Annotated in this window: 12 protein-coding genes and 1 tRNA gene; 7 read left to right on the top strand and 6 right to left on the bottom strand. The window is 74.1% G+C overall.

What is annotated here, in order from left to right; all coding sequences use genetic code 11:
- Positions 1-70: 70 nt before the first annotated feature.
- From ABZ562_RS25795 to ABZ562_RS25805, 3 genes are all read left to right on the top strand, one after another.
- Entirely contained in the window at positions 71-1,441 is a 1,371-nt protein-coding gene (locus tag ABZ562_RS25795; protein ID WP_361483983.1) for an aspartate aminotransferase family protein, read from the top strand.
- Positions 1,442-1,618: 177 nt separating this feature from the next.
- Complete coding sequence (locus ABZ562_RS25800) at positions 1,619-2,305, top strand: GntR family transcriptional regulator (RefSeq protein ID WP_361483985.1); 687 nt, start codon at positions 1,619-1,621, stop codon at positions 2,303-2,305.
- Positions 2,306-2,410: 105 nt separating this feature from the next.
- Complete coding sequence (locus ABZ562_RS25805) at positions 2,411-3,061, top strand: hypothetical protein (protein WP_361483987.1); 651 nt, start codon at positions 2,411-2,413, stop codon at positions 3,059-3,061.
- A gap of 11 nt (positions 3,062-3,072) precedes the next feature.
- On the opposite strand, the gene ABZ562_RS25810 is transcribed toward ABZ562_RS25805, so the two are convergent.
- Positions 3,073-3,822: an SLATT domain-containing protein gene (locus ABZ562_RS25810; RefSeq protein WP_361483989.1), complete on the bottom strand. Its 750-nt coding sequence runs from the start codon at positions 3,820-3,822 to the stop codon at positions 3,073-3,075.
- Between the two features lie 254 nt (positions 3,823-4,076).
- Here ABZ562_RS25810 and purD point away from each other — a divergent pair, with 254 nt between their 5' ends.
- From purD to ABZ562_RS25830, 4 genes are all read left to right on the top strand, one after another.
- A complete protein-coding gene (purD, locus tag ABZ562_RS25815) occupies positions 4,077-5,339 on the top strand; it encodes a phosphoribosylamine--glycine ligase (RefSeq protein WP_361484128.1) in 1,263 nt (420 codons plus the stop codon).
- 271 nt (positions 5,340-5,610) lie between these two features.
- On the top strand, positions 5,611-7,461 hold the full coding sequence (locus ABZ562_RS25820; protein ID WP_361483991.1) for a hypothetical protein: 1,851 nt from the start codon (positions 5,611-5,613) through the stop codon (positions 7,459-7,461).
- 257 nt (positions 7,462-7,718) lie between these two features.
- Entirely contained in the window at positions 7,719-9,182 is a 1,464-nt protein-coding gene (locus ABZ562_RS25825) for a N,N-dimethylformamidase beta subunit family domain-containing protein (protein ID WP_361483993.1), read from the top strand.
- Between the two features lie 82 nt (positions 9,183-9,264).
- Positions 9,265-10,182, top strand: coding sequence for a phosphoribosylaminoimidazolesuccinocarboxamide synthase (locus ABZ562_RS25830; RefSeq protein WP_361483995.1), 918 nt, complete (start codon positions 9,265-9,267; stop codon positions 10,180-10,182).
- Positions 10,183-10,235: 53 nt separating this feature from the next.
- On the opposite strand, the gene ABZ562_RS25835 is transcribed toward ABZ562_RS25830, so the two are convergent.
- The 5 genes from ABZ562_RS25835 to ABZ562_RS25855 form a co-directional block, all read right to left on the bottom strand.
- Positions 10,236-10,308: transfer RNA gene (locus tag ABZ562_RS25835), tRNA-Gly, on the bottom strand.
- A 104-nt stretch (positions 10,309-10,412) separates the two neighbouring features.
- Positions 10,413-11,033: a response regulator transcription factor gene (locus ABZ562_RS25840; RefSeq protein ID WP_361483997.1), complete on the bottom strand. Its 621-nt coding sequence runs from the start codon at positions 11,031-11,033 to the stop codon at positions 10,413-10,415.
- Positions 11,030-12,289 (bottom strand): histidine kinase, encoded by a 1,260-nt coding sequence (locus tag ABZ562_RS25845; RefSeq protein WP_361483998.1) that lies wholly within the window; start codon positions 12,287-12,289, stop codon positions 11,030-11,032. The genes ABZ562_RS25840 and ABZ562_RS25845 overlap by 4 nt, the downstream gene beginning before the upstream one ends.
- Before the next feature lie 37 nt (positions 12,290-12,326).
- On the bottom strand, positions 12,327-13,097 hold the full coding sequence (locus ABZ562_RS25850; protein WP_361484130.1) for an ABC transporter permease: 771 nt from the start codon (positions 13,095-13,097) through the stop codon (positions 12,327-12,329).
- 14 nt (positions 13,098-13,111) lie between these two features.
- Positions 13,112-14,086, bottom strand: a complete 975-nt coding sequence (locus tag ABZ562_RS25855) for an ABC transporter ATP-binding protein (protein WP_361484000.1) — start codon at positions 14,084-14,086, stop codon at positions 13,112-13,114.
- Between the last annotated feature and the right edge of the window lie 90 nt (positions 14,087-14,176).

Here is a 14,176-nt window from a genome sequence, read left to right on the forward strand (position 1 = left end):
TGTGCGGCCGGTCCGGGGGCTCCGTACGCTGGGGGCACCCCAGACCCGCGAGCGATCCGAGGTAGCGAACGTGTCCGTGCCGCCCACGCACCCCAGCCCCGATCCCGCCGCCGGCGCCGCCGTCAAGGCTGCCGACCGCGCCCACGTCTTCCACTCCTGGTCCGCGCAGGGGCTGATCGACCCGCTCGCGATCGCGGGCGCCGACGGCTCGTACTTCTGGGACTACGAGGGCAACCGCTACCTCGACTTCAGCTGCCAGCTGGTCAACACCAACATCGGCCACCAGCACCCCAAGGTCGTCGCCGCGATCCAGGAGCAGGCGGCGAAGATGTGCACGATCGCGCCGGGCTTCGCCGTCGACGTACGGTCCGAGGCGGCGCGGCTGGTCGCCGAGCGCACCCCCGGCGACCTGGACAAGATCTTCTTCACCAACGGCGGCGCCGAGGCGGTCGAGAACGCGGTCCGCATGGCCCGGCTGCACACCGGCCGCTCCAAGGTGCTGTCCGCCTACCGCTCGTACCACGGAGCCACCGCCGCCGCGATCAACCTGACCGGCGACCCGCGCCGCTGGCCCTCCGACACCGCGTCCGCCGGTGTCGTCCACTTCTGGGCGCCGTTCCTCTACCGCTCGCCGTTCCACGCCGAGAACGAGGCGCAGGAGTGCGAGCGCGCGCTGCGCCACCTGGAAGACACCATCGCCTACGAGGGCCCGTCCGGCATCGCCGCGATCATCCTGGAGACCATCCCCGGCACCGCCGGGATCATGGTGCCGCCGCCCGGCTATCTGGCCGGGGTCCGGGAGATCTGCGACCGGTACGGGATCGTCTTCATCCTGGACGAGGTGATGGCGGGCTTCGGCCGCACCGGCCACTGGTTCGCGGCCGACCACTTCGGTGTCACCCCGGACCTCCTGACCTTCGCCAAGGGCGTCAACTCCGGCTATGTGCCGCTCGGCGGCGTCGCCATCTCGGCCGAGATCGCCGCCACCTTCGACCAGCGGCCCTACCCGGGCGGCCTCACCTACTCCGGGCACCCGCTCGCCTGCGCCTCGGCCGTCGCCACCATCAACGCGATGGCGGAGGAGGGCATCGTGGAGAACGCGGCCGCGATCGGGGAGAACGTGATCGGCCCGGCCCTGCGGGAGATCGCCGAGCGCCACCCGTCGGTCGGCGAGGTGCGCGGTCTGGGCGTCTTCTGGGCGCTCGATCTGGTCAAGGACAAGGAGACGCGCGAACCGCTCGTCCCGTACAACGCGAGCGGCCCGGCCAACCAGCCCATGGCCGACTTCGCGGCCGCCTGCAAGCGCGGCGGGCTGTGGCCGTTCGTGAACATGAACCGCACGCATGTGGTGCCGCCGTGCACGGTCACCGAGTCCGAGGCCAAGGAGGGTCTGGCCATTCTGGACGAGGCGCTGAACGCGGCGGACGCCCACACCGCGTAGCCGCGCCCTCACCGGGGCGTCACGTCCTCTTCACGCCCCATAGCCACATATAGCCGTCCGGTGTAGACCACCACCTGACTCTGCGTACTTTGCGCAACGGCCCTCGCATATCGTGATGCGAGGGCCGTCCGCTTCCGGATGACATGACACGACGGCCGCGGAAGGAGACGGTCCTCGATGCCCGTGCCCGGCACCAGCCCGGTCAAGCGGAACACCCTGCGGCAGCAGATCGCCGACGCGCTGTGTGACGAGGTGCTCGCGGGCAGACTGCCGGCGGGGCGGCAGTTCACCGTCAAGGAGATGGCCGACCACTACGGCGTCTCCGCGACCCCGGTCCGCGAGGCCCTGCTCGACCTGTGCTCCCAGGGGCTGCTGGACGTCGAGGAACACCGGGGCTTCAAGGTCCACGAGTTCACCATCAAGGACTTCCGGCACATGGTCGACGCCCGCGCCATGGTCGTCGAGGGGCTGTTCCGGCATGCCGTCGAGCAGACGCTGAGCACCATGAATCCGCAGTCCCTGGCCTCGGTGCGGCGCCGGGCCGAGGCCGCCGAGCGGGCCGCCCGCGCCGGTGACCTCGACATCCTCATCGGCTACGACCTGCGCTTCTGGCGCGAGATCTGCGGGCTGGTCGGCAACCCGTACATCACCGACTTCCTGCAGCGGCTGCGGATGCAGACCTGGGTCTTCACCGTGCCCTATCTGCGCCGGGTCCCCGATCTGCGCGGCGAGCTGTGGGCGGGCCACTGCGAGCTGACCACGGCCGTCACCCGTGGTGATCCCACGGCCTCCGAGCGGCTGATAGCGGCGTACAACGCGCACTTCCGTGCGCTGATCGAGCGGTTGGTCACCGGCACCCCCTGAGGGAACCCCGGGGGGTGAGAGCCGCCGTCGGCGCTCTTCGCGCCGCGTACCCGGGGCACTACGCTGAAGCGACCAGCGACCATACGGATACGAGAGTGAGATCGCGTGGCCTGTGACCTCTGGCTGGTCCCCCTCGTCGATGTGCTGTGCCACAGCCCCGACAATCCCTTCGCCGACGAGATCGCAACCTACGACAAGGCACTCGGTGAGGCCGGTCTGCCGCCGGTGCCCGTCCTCGGCTACATGCCGGGCCTGTCCGGGGACGTCGCCCCGGTAGCGGGATTCGACTACGACGCGCTCCACTTCCTGCGCCGCGCCTACCTGTTGCAGCTGTGCGGCCTGGAGGTCGCCCCGGTCGACGAACTCGGCGGGGACTACGAGCAGTTGCTGGAGATGTTCGAGCCCACGGCCCAGCAGTCGCACCTGGTGTGGCACTACGACCACGCGGGCGCCTACGTCCCCGTCGACTTCCCCTCCCCGCTGGCCAACGACGAACTCATGGAGGGCGGCGGCCCCCTGGGATCCAGTCATGGGCTGCTGCGCGAACTGGAGGCCGTCGCCCCGGCGCTCGGGATCGACCCGGGCAACCCCCCGGCCGCCCCCACGCCCCCCGCCCGGCCGACCAGCCTGGAGGAACCGGCCGCGCCCGGACCGTACGAGGACAGCCCGTTCGCCCGCGAACGCCATGTCTGGCTGGGGCTGCACGCGGCCGCGACCCGCAGCCTGAGCCAGGGCTCGATGATCCTCTTCAGCTGAGCCGCCCGGCCTCAGCGGGGCGGCTCCGGAGGACGCTGCCGCGGCATGTTGGGCCGGGTGCTGCCCGGCGGCAGCGGAAAGCGGTGCGCGGGGCTCCCGCCGTCCGGGCGGGAGCCCTGGGCCACCAGCGACCGGGTGAACAGCGAATGCGTGAACATCGGCGCCGACCCCGAGCCGAAGTCCACCATCCAGCCCGCGGTCTCCGTCCGCACCAGCTCCGAGACGTCCTCGCAGAACCGCCGCAGCACCGCCAGACACCGCTCCACGGCCTCGGACGCGGTGCCCTCCGTCGGGCCCAGCACCTCCCGGACGCTCTCCGACGCCCAGTCGAACTGCAGCGACTCCAGCCGCCGCTGCACCGCCTGCGCCGTGGCCACGTCCCGCATCCAGCCGGACGTCAGCCCGAAATACCGGTCGCAGCCCACGCACGCCACGGCCAGCAGCAGCGCCAGCGCGCCCCACCCGGCCCCGGCGCCCAGCGCCCCGTTCAGCTCCAGCAGCGGCAGCACGGCGCCCGCCACCGCCCCCGTCGCGGCCCCCGCCCGCAGCGCCCGGGCGGCCCGCCGCTTCCACAGCCGGTCGACGAGATACCAGTCGCCCACCCGCAGCGCGCCCTCCTCGACCCACCGGTACAGCTCGTCCAGGCGCTCGGCGGGCTCCCCCCAGTCGCCGTGCGGGAACGGCCGGCCGATCAGGTCCTCCCGCGTCCTCGCCCCCTCCTGCCGAGGGAGTTCCTCGGGTTGCATCTCCGGCTGACTCACCCGTGCACTCCCTCTGCGGCGGCGTTGCTCCTGGCGCGCGGCTGGCGCGCGACGACCATTCCTACCGCCGAACGGCTGGCCACGCGGCCACGATCACGGGTATTCCGCCCGTAAGTGGTGGACATCGGATATAGGGCCTCATTCCCGCTCACCCGAAAGAGTGCCCGCCCGCCCCGCCCCGCGCCCCGGCCCGCCCGTCCCGCCCCCCGACCCGGCCGGGCCGCCCGGACGGGGGAGGCCGTAGGGTGCCTACCGTGAAGGTCCTCGTCATCGGCGGCGGCGCCCGCGAACACGCCCTGTGCCGCTCCCTCTCCCTCGATCCCGACGTCACCGCCCTGCACTGCGCGCCCGGCAACGCCGGCATCGCGGAGGTCGCCGAGCTGCACGCCGTCGACGTCCTCGACGGCGCCGCCGTCGCCGACCTGGCCGCCGCGCTGGAGGCCGAGCTGGTGGTCGTCGGCCCGGAGGCGCCGCTCGTCGCGGGCGTCGCCGACGCCGTGCGCGCCCGCGGCATCCCGGCCTTCGGGCCGTCCGCCGAGGCGGCGCGGCTGGAGGGGTCGAAGGCGTTCGCGAAGGACGTCATGGCCTCGGCCGGTGTGCCCACCGCCCGCGCCTACGTCTGCACCACCCCCGCCGAGGTCGACGAGGCCCTGGACGCCTTCGGCCCGCCGTACGTGGTCAAGGACGACGGCCTCGCCGCGGGCAAGGGCGTCGTGGTGACCGGCGACCTGGCGGCCGCCCGCGAGCACGCGCTGGCCTGCGGACGCGTGGTGATCGAGGAGTTCCTGGACGGCCCCGAGGTGTCGCTGTTCGCGGTGACCGACGGCGAGACCGTGGTGCCGCTCCAGCCCGCCCAGGACTTCAAGCGGGCGTACGACGGCGACGAGGGCCCGAACACCGGCGGCATGGGCGCCTACTCCCCGCTGCCCTGGGCCGACCCCGCCCTGGTCGACGAGATCGTGGCCACGGTCTGCCAGCCCACCGTCGACGAGCTGCGCCGCCGCGGTACGCCCTTCTCCGGGCTGCTGTACGCGGGGCTCGCGATCACCTCGCGCGGCGTACGGGTCATCGAGTTCAACGCGCGCTTCGGCGACCCGGAGACCCAGGTCGTGCTGGCCCGGCTGAAGACCCCCCTGGCCGGTCTGCTGAAGGCCGCCGCGACCGGTGCGCTGGCCGCCGAGCCGCCGCTGCGCTGGAGCGACGGCGCCGCGGTGACCGTCGTGATCGCCTCGCACAACTACCCCGGCACCCCGCGCACCGGCGACCCGATCACCGGTCTTGACGAGGTGGCCGCGGAGGACGGGCCCAAGGCGTACGTACTGCACGCGGGCACCCGGCGGGACGGCGCGTCCGGCGACGTGGTGAGCGCGGGCGGCCGTGTGCTGTCCGTCACCGCGTCCGGCTCCGACCTGGCCAAGGCCCGGGAGCGGGTGTACCGGGCGGTGTCCCGCATCGGGCTGGACGGCTCCCACCACCGGACCGACATCGCGGCGAAGGCGGCCTCCGAGGGCGTCTGAGCGCACGGACCCACCCTCCGGGCGCGGCATCCGGGCGCGGCGGTCCCACCCGAACCCGACCGGGTTCCCGGTTCCGCCCAAGGCCATTCCATCGGGTGAGGGCTTCCGCATCCTGCTGACGCACGCCCGCCCTCCAACTACTGTGCCGCTCAGGCGAGGTGCGGCAACTGGCCCATCGGCATTGCGGAGCGGGCGGCCGGTGCCACAGTGGGGGGATAGACAAACGCCGCCGTCGTCCGCTGTTCAACCACCGGCCGGACAGGAGGGGGTGATGAGAACCGTGGCAGGTCCGGAAGCAGGAGCACTGGCGGCGCGCGCCCGTGCCCTCGCCGTACTGCGCATCCGGGGCGCCGCGCTCGCGGTCGCCCTCCTTCCGGCCGCGGTGGCGGTCGTGCTGCTGGCGGGCAGCGCCACCGGGCGCATCGGCGGCGGTTCGCACGACGAGGGCTGGACCGCGCTGCGCTGGGCGGTGGTCGGCGGTGCCCTGCTGGTCCTGCTGCTGGCGGCGGCGGTGGCCGCCGTGGTCGTCCGGGCGAAACCGGCGCTCACGCCCACGGTCCCCATCGCCGAGGAGACGGCCCCGGACCTGTACCGGCTGGTCCGCGATCTGGCGGAGCGGCTGGAGGTGCCCGCGCCCTCCGCCATAGCGCTCACCCCGGACTGCGACAGCTGGCTGGAGGACCGCGCGCATCCGGCGCACGAAGGCCGCCGCGGCGAGGACCGGCCCCCGCCCGGGGCGTCCCGCGCGGTGCACACCGTGGGGCCGCCGGCCACGGACCGGGCGGACCGTCTCGGAAGCGGCCGCTCCCGGGCGGACCGGCAGGAGCGCCGTGCGCCCCGGGCCCCGGTCCTGGTGATCGGCTCGCCCTTCCTGTGGTGGATGCGGGTCGCCGAGCTGCGCGCGCTGCTCGCGCCCGTGGTGGCGGGCACCGGCCCCTCCGTCCACCCGGACATAGCCGCCGCCCGCCGCTTCGTGCGCGGGCTGGACGCCGCCGTGGCGGTCTCCGCGTCCGGCGACGACGACCCGGCGAGCGGCGGCGACACCGGCACCCCGCTCGGCCGGGCCGTCCGCCGCCCCGCCCTCGCCTTCATCGGCTGGATCGCCCGGCTGCTGCTGCGCGGCTGCCGGGACCACGCCGCCCAGATGGAGCGCGCGGTCGCCGCGGCCGCCTCCGAGCGGGCCCAGGCCGTCGACTACGGGCTGCGGATCGTCGCCCAGGAGCAGGTGGGCCTCGCCTACGCGGGCTGGGACCGGCTGCTGACCCGGGTCGCGCTGCCCGCCTGGCGGATGGGCCGCTGGCCGTCCCGGCTGGACGCTGGCGTGGTGTCGGCGCTGACCGAGCTGTCCCGCCGGGACCGGCTCGCCGAGGGGTTCGCCTCCCGGCTCAGCGAGCGGCCCGCCTGCGATCTGCTGGAGGAACCCGGCCTGATCGACGAGGCCACCTCGCTGCTGGCCGCGCGGCTCTTCCACGGCGGCCCCCCGGAGCCGGGCCCGGACTGGTCCCCGGTCGACTGGGGCCAGTATCCGGAAGAGGTCGTGGACCGCAAATGGCGCCAGGAGGCGGCCCGCCTCCACCGCGTCCTGGAGGAGCGCACGGACCCCTCCGGCCCGCCGCCGACCCCCGCCGGCACCCCCACCCCGCCGACCCTGGCCCGGGTCATGGACCGGCTCACCGCCACCACCCCCGACTCCACGGCCGCCGGCGCCGACGGCCTCGGCGAGGACCTGGCGGCCCGGCTCACCGTGGAGCTGGCCCGCGAGGAGGCCGCCGCCCACCGGGCCACCGCACAGGCCCGCCAGGCCCGTACGGCGGAGGGCGCGGGCGGCGACCCCTGGATCGACGGTTTCGCGCCGCTGCTCCCGCTCCAGCCGCCCCGCACCGGCCGTGAGCTGCTGGCCGACCACGTGACCGCGATGGTCTGCTGCGCCGCCGTGGACACCGCGGGCGCGGCCCCCGGCCTGGACTGGCTCGACGGCCCGGCGCTCCTGGTGGCCGGCCGCCGCCGCGCCGATCTGTCCCATCCGGTGCTCACGCTGGTGGAGGACGGGGACGCGGCCCCGCTGCGCAGCTGGCTCGCCGAGGTCGGCGTCCGCCCCGAGAAGCCGGTGCGGCTCGTCTGATCCGCCCCCGTCGGCCCGGAATCATGGCTGATGAATGGTTTCCGTTTGGTGAATTCGCAACGATCGGTGACGGAGCGAGTGCGTAATGTGATGTGCTGGGGCCGGTCGCTGCCACCCGGCCCAGCGGACCGGACCACCAGCCCGGTTCACCGACCGGACCCGCGAACCCGGACCCACAAGGCCCGGACCTGCGGGACGGGCACACACGGCAGCGAGGCGACGGGACGCCGCCGGGGCACGCAGGGAGGGGAACGAGGATGGGGACGGACCAGATCCGGCGCTGGGAGTCCGGGGCGCTGGCCCACGCGGTGACGGATCCTTTCGGCCAGGGGCCGCTGCCGTGGCTGCGCACCAGTGAGAACTACTTCGACGACACGGGCCATGTGGTCCCCTGGTACGTGGATCATGTCCACGCCCCCGGGGCCCCGGTGCGGATCCCCGGCCCGCGCACCGCCGACGATGTGCGCCGCCAGATCAAGGGCTTCGCCTCGACCTCCGCCGCCGCCCCCGGCGAGGCCATCGACTTCCGCATCACGGTCGACCCGCCGCAGCAGTTCGGCGTGGACATCTACCGCATCGGCCACTACGGCGGCGACGGCGCGTCGAAGATCACCACCAGTCCGCGGCTGTCCGGCATCGTGCAGCCGCCGCCGCTCACCGCCGACCGCACCGTCTCCTGCCACCACTGGTGGCTGTCCTGGCGGCTGCAGATCCCCTCGTACTGGAAGCTCGGGGCGTACGTGGCCGTGCTCACCACCGTGGACGGCTACCGCAGCCACATCCCGTTCACGGTCCGCGACGCCCGCCCCGCCGATCTGCTCCTGGTCCTGCCCGACTTCACCTGGCAGGCGTACAACCTCTACCCGGAGGACGGCCGCACCGGCGCCAGCCTCTACCACGCCTGGGACGAGCAGGGCAGGCTGCTCGGCGAGTCGGAGGCGGCCGTCACGGTCTCCTTCGACCGGCCCTACGCGGGCGCGGGGCTGCCGCTGCACGTGGGCCACGCGTACGACTTCATCCGCTGGGCCGAGCGCTACGGCTACGACCTGGCCTACGCCGAGACCCGCGATCTGCACGCCGGGAGCGTCGACCCCACCCGCTACCGCGGCCTGGTCTTCCCCGGCCACGACGAGTACTGGTCGGCCGCGATGCGGCGCACCGTGGAGCGGGCCCGGGACAGCGGCACCTCGCTGGTCTTCCTCTCCGCGAACACCATGTACTGGCAGGTCGAGCTGGCCCCCTCGCCCTCCGGCCCGGACCGCCTGCTGACCTGCCGCAAGCGGCGCGGCCCCGGCCGTGCCGCGCTGTGGCGCGAGGCGGCGCCCGAGCAGCAGCTGATCGGCATCCAGTACGCGGGCCGGGTGCCCGAACCGCGGCCGCTGATCGTGCGCAACGGCGGCCACTGGCTGTGGGAGGCCACCGGGGCGGCCGAGGGCGACGAGCTGCCGGGGCTGGTCGCGGGCGAGGCCGACCGCTACTTCCCGCGCACCCCGCTGCCCGAGCACCTGCGCCGCATCCTGCTGGCCCACTCCCCGTACGAGGACGGCGAGGGCGCCACCCGCCACCAGGACACCTCCCTCTACCGCGCCCCCAGCGGCGCCCTGGTGTTCGCCTCCGGCACGTTCGCCTGGTCCCCGGCGCTGGACCGGCCGGGCCACCGGGACGAGCGGGTGCAGCGGGCCACGGCGAATCTCCTGGACCGCATCTGCAAGCGGGTGTGAGGGGGCGGGCGGGGCTGACCGCACCGCCGGGAGGACGTGGGGGAGAATCGTGGTGGCTTGGACAGAACCACCAGGAGGAAGCGTGTCCGGATTCGTCGAAAAGCCCGAACCGGTGCAGGTTCCGGGCCTTGAGCACCTGCACACCGGCAAGGTGCGCGACCTCTACCGGACCGAGCGCGGTGAGCTGGTCATGGTCGCCAGCGACCGGATGTCCGCGTACGACTGGGTGCTGCCCACCGAGATCCCCGACAAGGGCCGGGTCCTCACCCAGCTCTCCCTGTGGTGGTTCGACCTGCTCGCGGACCTGGTCCCGCACCACGTCCTGTCCACCGAGCTGCCCCCCGGCGCCCCCGCCGACTGGCAGGGCCGCACCCTGGTGTGCCGGTCGCTGCGGATGATCCCGGTCGAGGCCGTGGCCCGCGGCTACCTCACCGGCTCGGGCCTCGCCGAGTACGAGCGCAACCGCACCGTCTGCGGTCTCGCCCTGCCCGAGGGGCTGACCGACGGCTCCGAGCTGCCCACCCCGATCTTCACCCCGGCGACCAAGGCCGAGGTCGGCGAGCACGACGAGAACGTGAGCTACGAGGAGGTCGCCCGCCGGATCGGCCCCGAACCCGCCGCCAACCTGCGCCAGATCACCCTCGCGGTGTACGCCCGGGCCCGCGACATCGCCCGTGAGCGGGGCATCATCCTCGCCGACACCAAGTTCGAGTTCGGCTACGCGGAGGCGACCGCGGCCGCGGAGGGCGCCGAGCTGGTCCTCGCCGACGAGGTGCTGACCCCCGACTCGTCCCGCTTCTGGCCCGCCGACACCTGGGAGCCGGGCCGCGCCCAGCCGTCCTTCGACAAGCAGTACGTCCGCGACTGGCTGACCTCCCCGGCCTCCGGCTGGGACCGGCACGGCGAGCAGCCCCCGCCGCCGCTCCCGGCGGAGGTCGTGGAGCGGACGCGGTCGAAGTACGTGGAGGCCTACGAGCGGCTGACCGGCATCAGCTGGTAGGACCCCGGGCACGACAAGGGCCCCGGTCGCATCGACCGGGGCCCTTGATCCGGAGCGGACGACGAGGCTCGAACTCGCGACCTCAACCTTGGCAAGGTTGCGCTCTACCAACTGAGCTACGTCCGCCTGCGCCGCCGGTTTCCCGTTCGGCGCGCCTCCACTATAACCAAACCTCCGGCCGCCGCCACCACCACCGGGAACAAACCCGCACAATCCCGGGTGGCCGGCCGCTACAGCCAGCCCCGCTCGCGCGCCCGGCGGACCGCCGTGTGGCGGTTCTCGGCGTGCAGCTTGGCCGCCGCCGCGGACAGATAGTTGCGCACCGTCCCCGGGGACAGCGCCGCCCGCCGGGCGATCTCGGCGATGGACGCCCCGTCCGCCGCCAGATCCAGCAGCTCCGTCTCGCGCGCGGTGAGCGGGGAGTCGCCCGCGCTGATCGCGTCGGCCGCCAGGTCCGGGTCCACGTACCGGCTGCCGCCGTGCACCGACCGGATGATCTCGGCGAGCTGCCGCGCCGATGCGGTCTTCGGCACGAACCCGCGCGCCCCCGCCTCCAGCGCCCGCTTCAGGTGCCCCGGTTTGCCGTGACTGGTCACGATCATGGTCCGGCAGTCCGGCAGCTCGGACCGCAGCGCCGCCGCGACCCCGACCCCGTCCGTGACCGGCATCTGCAGGTCCAGCACCGCCACATCGGGCCGGTGCGCCCGCGCCATCGCCAGCGCCTCCGGGCCGGAGGCGGCCTCGGCGACCACCAGCAGGTCGTCCTCCAGGGACAGCAGCGCGGCGAGCGCACCGCGGATCAGGTGCTCATCGTCGGCGAGCAGCACCCGGATCACCTCGCCGTCGTTCATGCGGCGCCCTCCAGCGGGAGTTCGGCCCGCAGCCGGTACGTCCCGGCGCCGTCGCCGGGACCGGAGTCCAGCGTGCCGCCGAGCGCCGCGAGCCTCTCCCGCAGCCCCTTGAGCCCGCTGCCCTCCCCGGCCCAGGTCCCGGCTCCTTCCCCGGTACCGGCCCCCGTTCCGGTCCGAAGTCCCGTGGGCACCCCGTCGTTCTCCATCTCCAGCACCGCCGTCCCCGCGTGCACCCGGACCCGGATCGCGCACCGTTCGGCGTCCGCGTGCCGCAGCACGTTCGTCGTCCCCTCCCGGACCACCCACCCCAGCGCGGACCGCACCGCCTCGGGCAGCGGCGTCCCGCCGCCGTCCTCGGCCGGGCAGTCGACGCGGCAGTCGACCCGGGCCGCGCGCAGCACCGAGCGCGCCCCGGCCAGTTCCACCTGCAGATCCGCCTCCCGGTAGCCGCGCACCACGCCCCGGACCTCCATCTGGGTCTCGTGCGCGATCCGCTGCACCTCCACCATCTGGTCCACCGCCTCGGGCCGCTCCCGCCGGGCCAGTTGCACCGCCAGCTCGCTCTTGAGGGCGATCACCGCCAGGTTCCGTCCCATCACATCGTGCAGGTCCCGGCCGAAGCGCAGCCGTTCCTCCGCGACCGCCAGCCGCGCCTGCACCTCCCGGTTGGCGTCCACCTCGTACATCACCTGCACCATCCACCCCGAACAGCGGACCGTGAACAGGCACAGGGAACCGGCCCCGGCGACCCCGAGGACGGCCCCCAGCGGGGCGGCGAGCCCCGGCCGGACCACCGCCTCCGCCACGGCCAGCGCCGCCGCGATCCCCGTGTGCACGGCGGCGAAGGTCCGCATCGGCAGCAGCAGCGCGTACGGGGTGGCGAGCGGCAGCAGGGTGAGCGTGACGGTCCGGGCGGCCGCCCCCGGCTGGTGCGGCGCGCCGGTCGCCTGGAGCACCAGCCCGATCCCCAGCCCCGCGGCGGCCAGGACGGTGGCGAGCCCGGGCAGCCGGCGGTCCACCGGGCGGCCGTGCAGATAGTGGTCGAGGCCGCGCCGCAACAGCGGGAGGGCGAGCACGCTCTGCACCATGGACAGGCCCAGCAGCGACCACTTCAGCGCCGGTGGCGTGCCCCGCAGCCCCTCCGCCAGCGGCCCGCACAGCGCGAGCTGGTAGAACCACGGCAGCGTGTACAGCATCCACCGGGTGAACAGCTCCACCCGTTTCAGCCGCGCGGCCCCGCGCCATCGCCGTATCACGAACCCCGTATCCCCTCGCCCGCCCGGCCTCGTCCGGTCAGCGCCGCGGTTCCCAGCGGAACCGCTCGCGCACGGCCCACCCTGCCAGCACCGTCCAGGCCAGCGCCGTCGCGAGGGTGCCCAGGACGTCGGCCACGCCCATGTCCCCGGTCCAGCCGGCCCGCACGAGGTCGACCACCGGGGTCAGCGGCAACAGCTCGCACACCGACGCCACCTGGTCCGGCATCACGTCCAGCGGCACGAACAGACCGGAGCCGACCATCGACAGCATCATCATCGGCACCGGCGTCAGCTGGGCGGACTCCGCGGTCCTGGTGAACGCGGCGGTCGCCGCGGCCAGCATCACCATCTGCACCACGCCGACCGCGACCCCGACGACGGCCAGGTACGGGGCCTTCGGCGCGGACACGTCGAGCGCGACGCTCACCCCGCCCACCAGCAGCACGCATTGGGCGAGCCCGAGCAGGACGGCGGGGAGCGCGGACCCGGACAGGATCTCGGAATCGGTCAGCTCCCCGGCGCGCAGCCGCTTGAGGACCAGGCCCTCACGGCGGAGCACATAGACGCCGACGAGGTTCATGTAGACGGCCAGCACCAGGGCCATGCCGATCGAACCGGGCACCAGCAGCGTGCCCAGGTCCAGCCCGGTGCCCTTGAGGTCGACGCCCTCGACGGCCGTCTTCATGCTGTACGTGAGCATGCCGGGCAGTACCAGCGCGTACGTCAGCGCGGCCCTGTTGCGCGCCAGCAGGGTCAGTTCGCCGCGGGCCAGCGCGAAGACGCGCCCCCGGGCGGCGGCCGGTGCCATCGTGCTCGTACCGCTCACTGTGCCGCCCCCTGTGCCGTGTGTGCCGTGTCCGTCATGTCGACGGTGCTCGCGATGTGCAGGAACGCCTCTTCCAGCGAGGCCGACCGGGCGTCGAGCCCGCTGAGCCCGATCCGCCGCTCCCGCGCCCACAGCAGCACCTCGGTGGCGGTGTGCTGGAGGTCCCTGGTGCGCAGCCGTACGGCCCGGCCCACCGAGTCCCGTTCGAGGGCGCCCAGCGCGGCGGGCGGCGGGAGGTCGTCGGTGGAGGTGCCCTCGGGCAGGGTGAAGGAGAGGCGCGAGGGCCGCGCGGCCACGATGTCCGCGACCCGGCCGGAGGCGGCGATCCGTCCCGCGTGCATGATCGCGAGCCGGTCGGCCAGCGCCTCGGCCTCCTCCAGGTAGTGCGTGGTCAGCAGCACCGTGGTGCCCTGGTCGCGCAGCCTCCGCACCAGTTCCCAGGTGTCCCGCCGCCCCTCCGCGTCCAGTCCGGTGGTCGGCTCGTCGAGGAACAGCACCTCGGGGCGGCCGAGCAGGGCGAGCGCCAGGTCCAGCCGACGCCGTTCGCCGCCGGAGAGCATCTTGACCCGTACGTCCGCCCGCCCGGCCAGCCCCACCAGTTCCAGCCCCTCCCGGACCGGCCGGGCGCCGCTGGTGCACCCCGCCCACATCCGCGCGGTCTCGGCGACGGTCAGCTCGGGTGGGAGGCCGCCTTCCTGGAGCATCATCCCGATCCGCGGCCGCACCTTCCCCCGCTCCCGGTACGGGTCGTGGCCGAGGACCCGTACCGTGCCGCCGGTCGGGGCGGCGAGCCCTTCCAGCAGTTCGACGGTGGAGGTCTTGCCCGCGCCGTTCGTGCCCAGCAGCGCGAACAGCTCACCGCGCGCCACCGAGAACGAGATGCCCCGCACCGCGTCGAATCCCCGGGCCCCGCCCGGCCCATAGCGCCGCCGCAGTCCGTCGACCGCGATCGCGTTCTCCGTCACATCCATGGCTCCAGGCTTTCGCCGTCCGGGGGAGCCTTGTAGTGCGGGCTGTCATCGGCCGCGATGACAAATGTCATCGAGAGAGTGAGCCGGACA

Origin of the sequence: Streptomyces sp. NPDC019937 (assembly GCF_040631655.1) — a bacterium.
Lineage (GTDB): Bacteria > Actinomycetota > Actinomycetes > Streptomycetales > Streptomycetaceae > Streptomyces.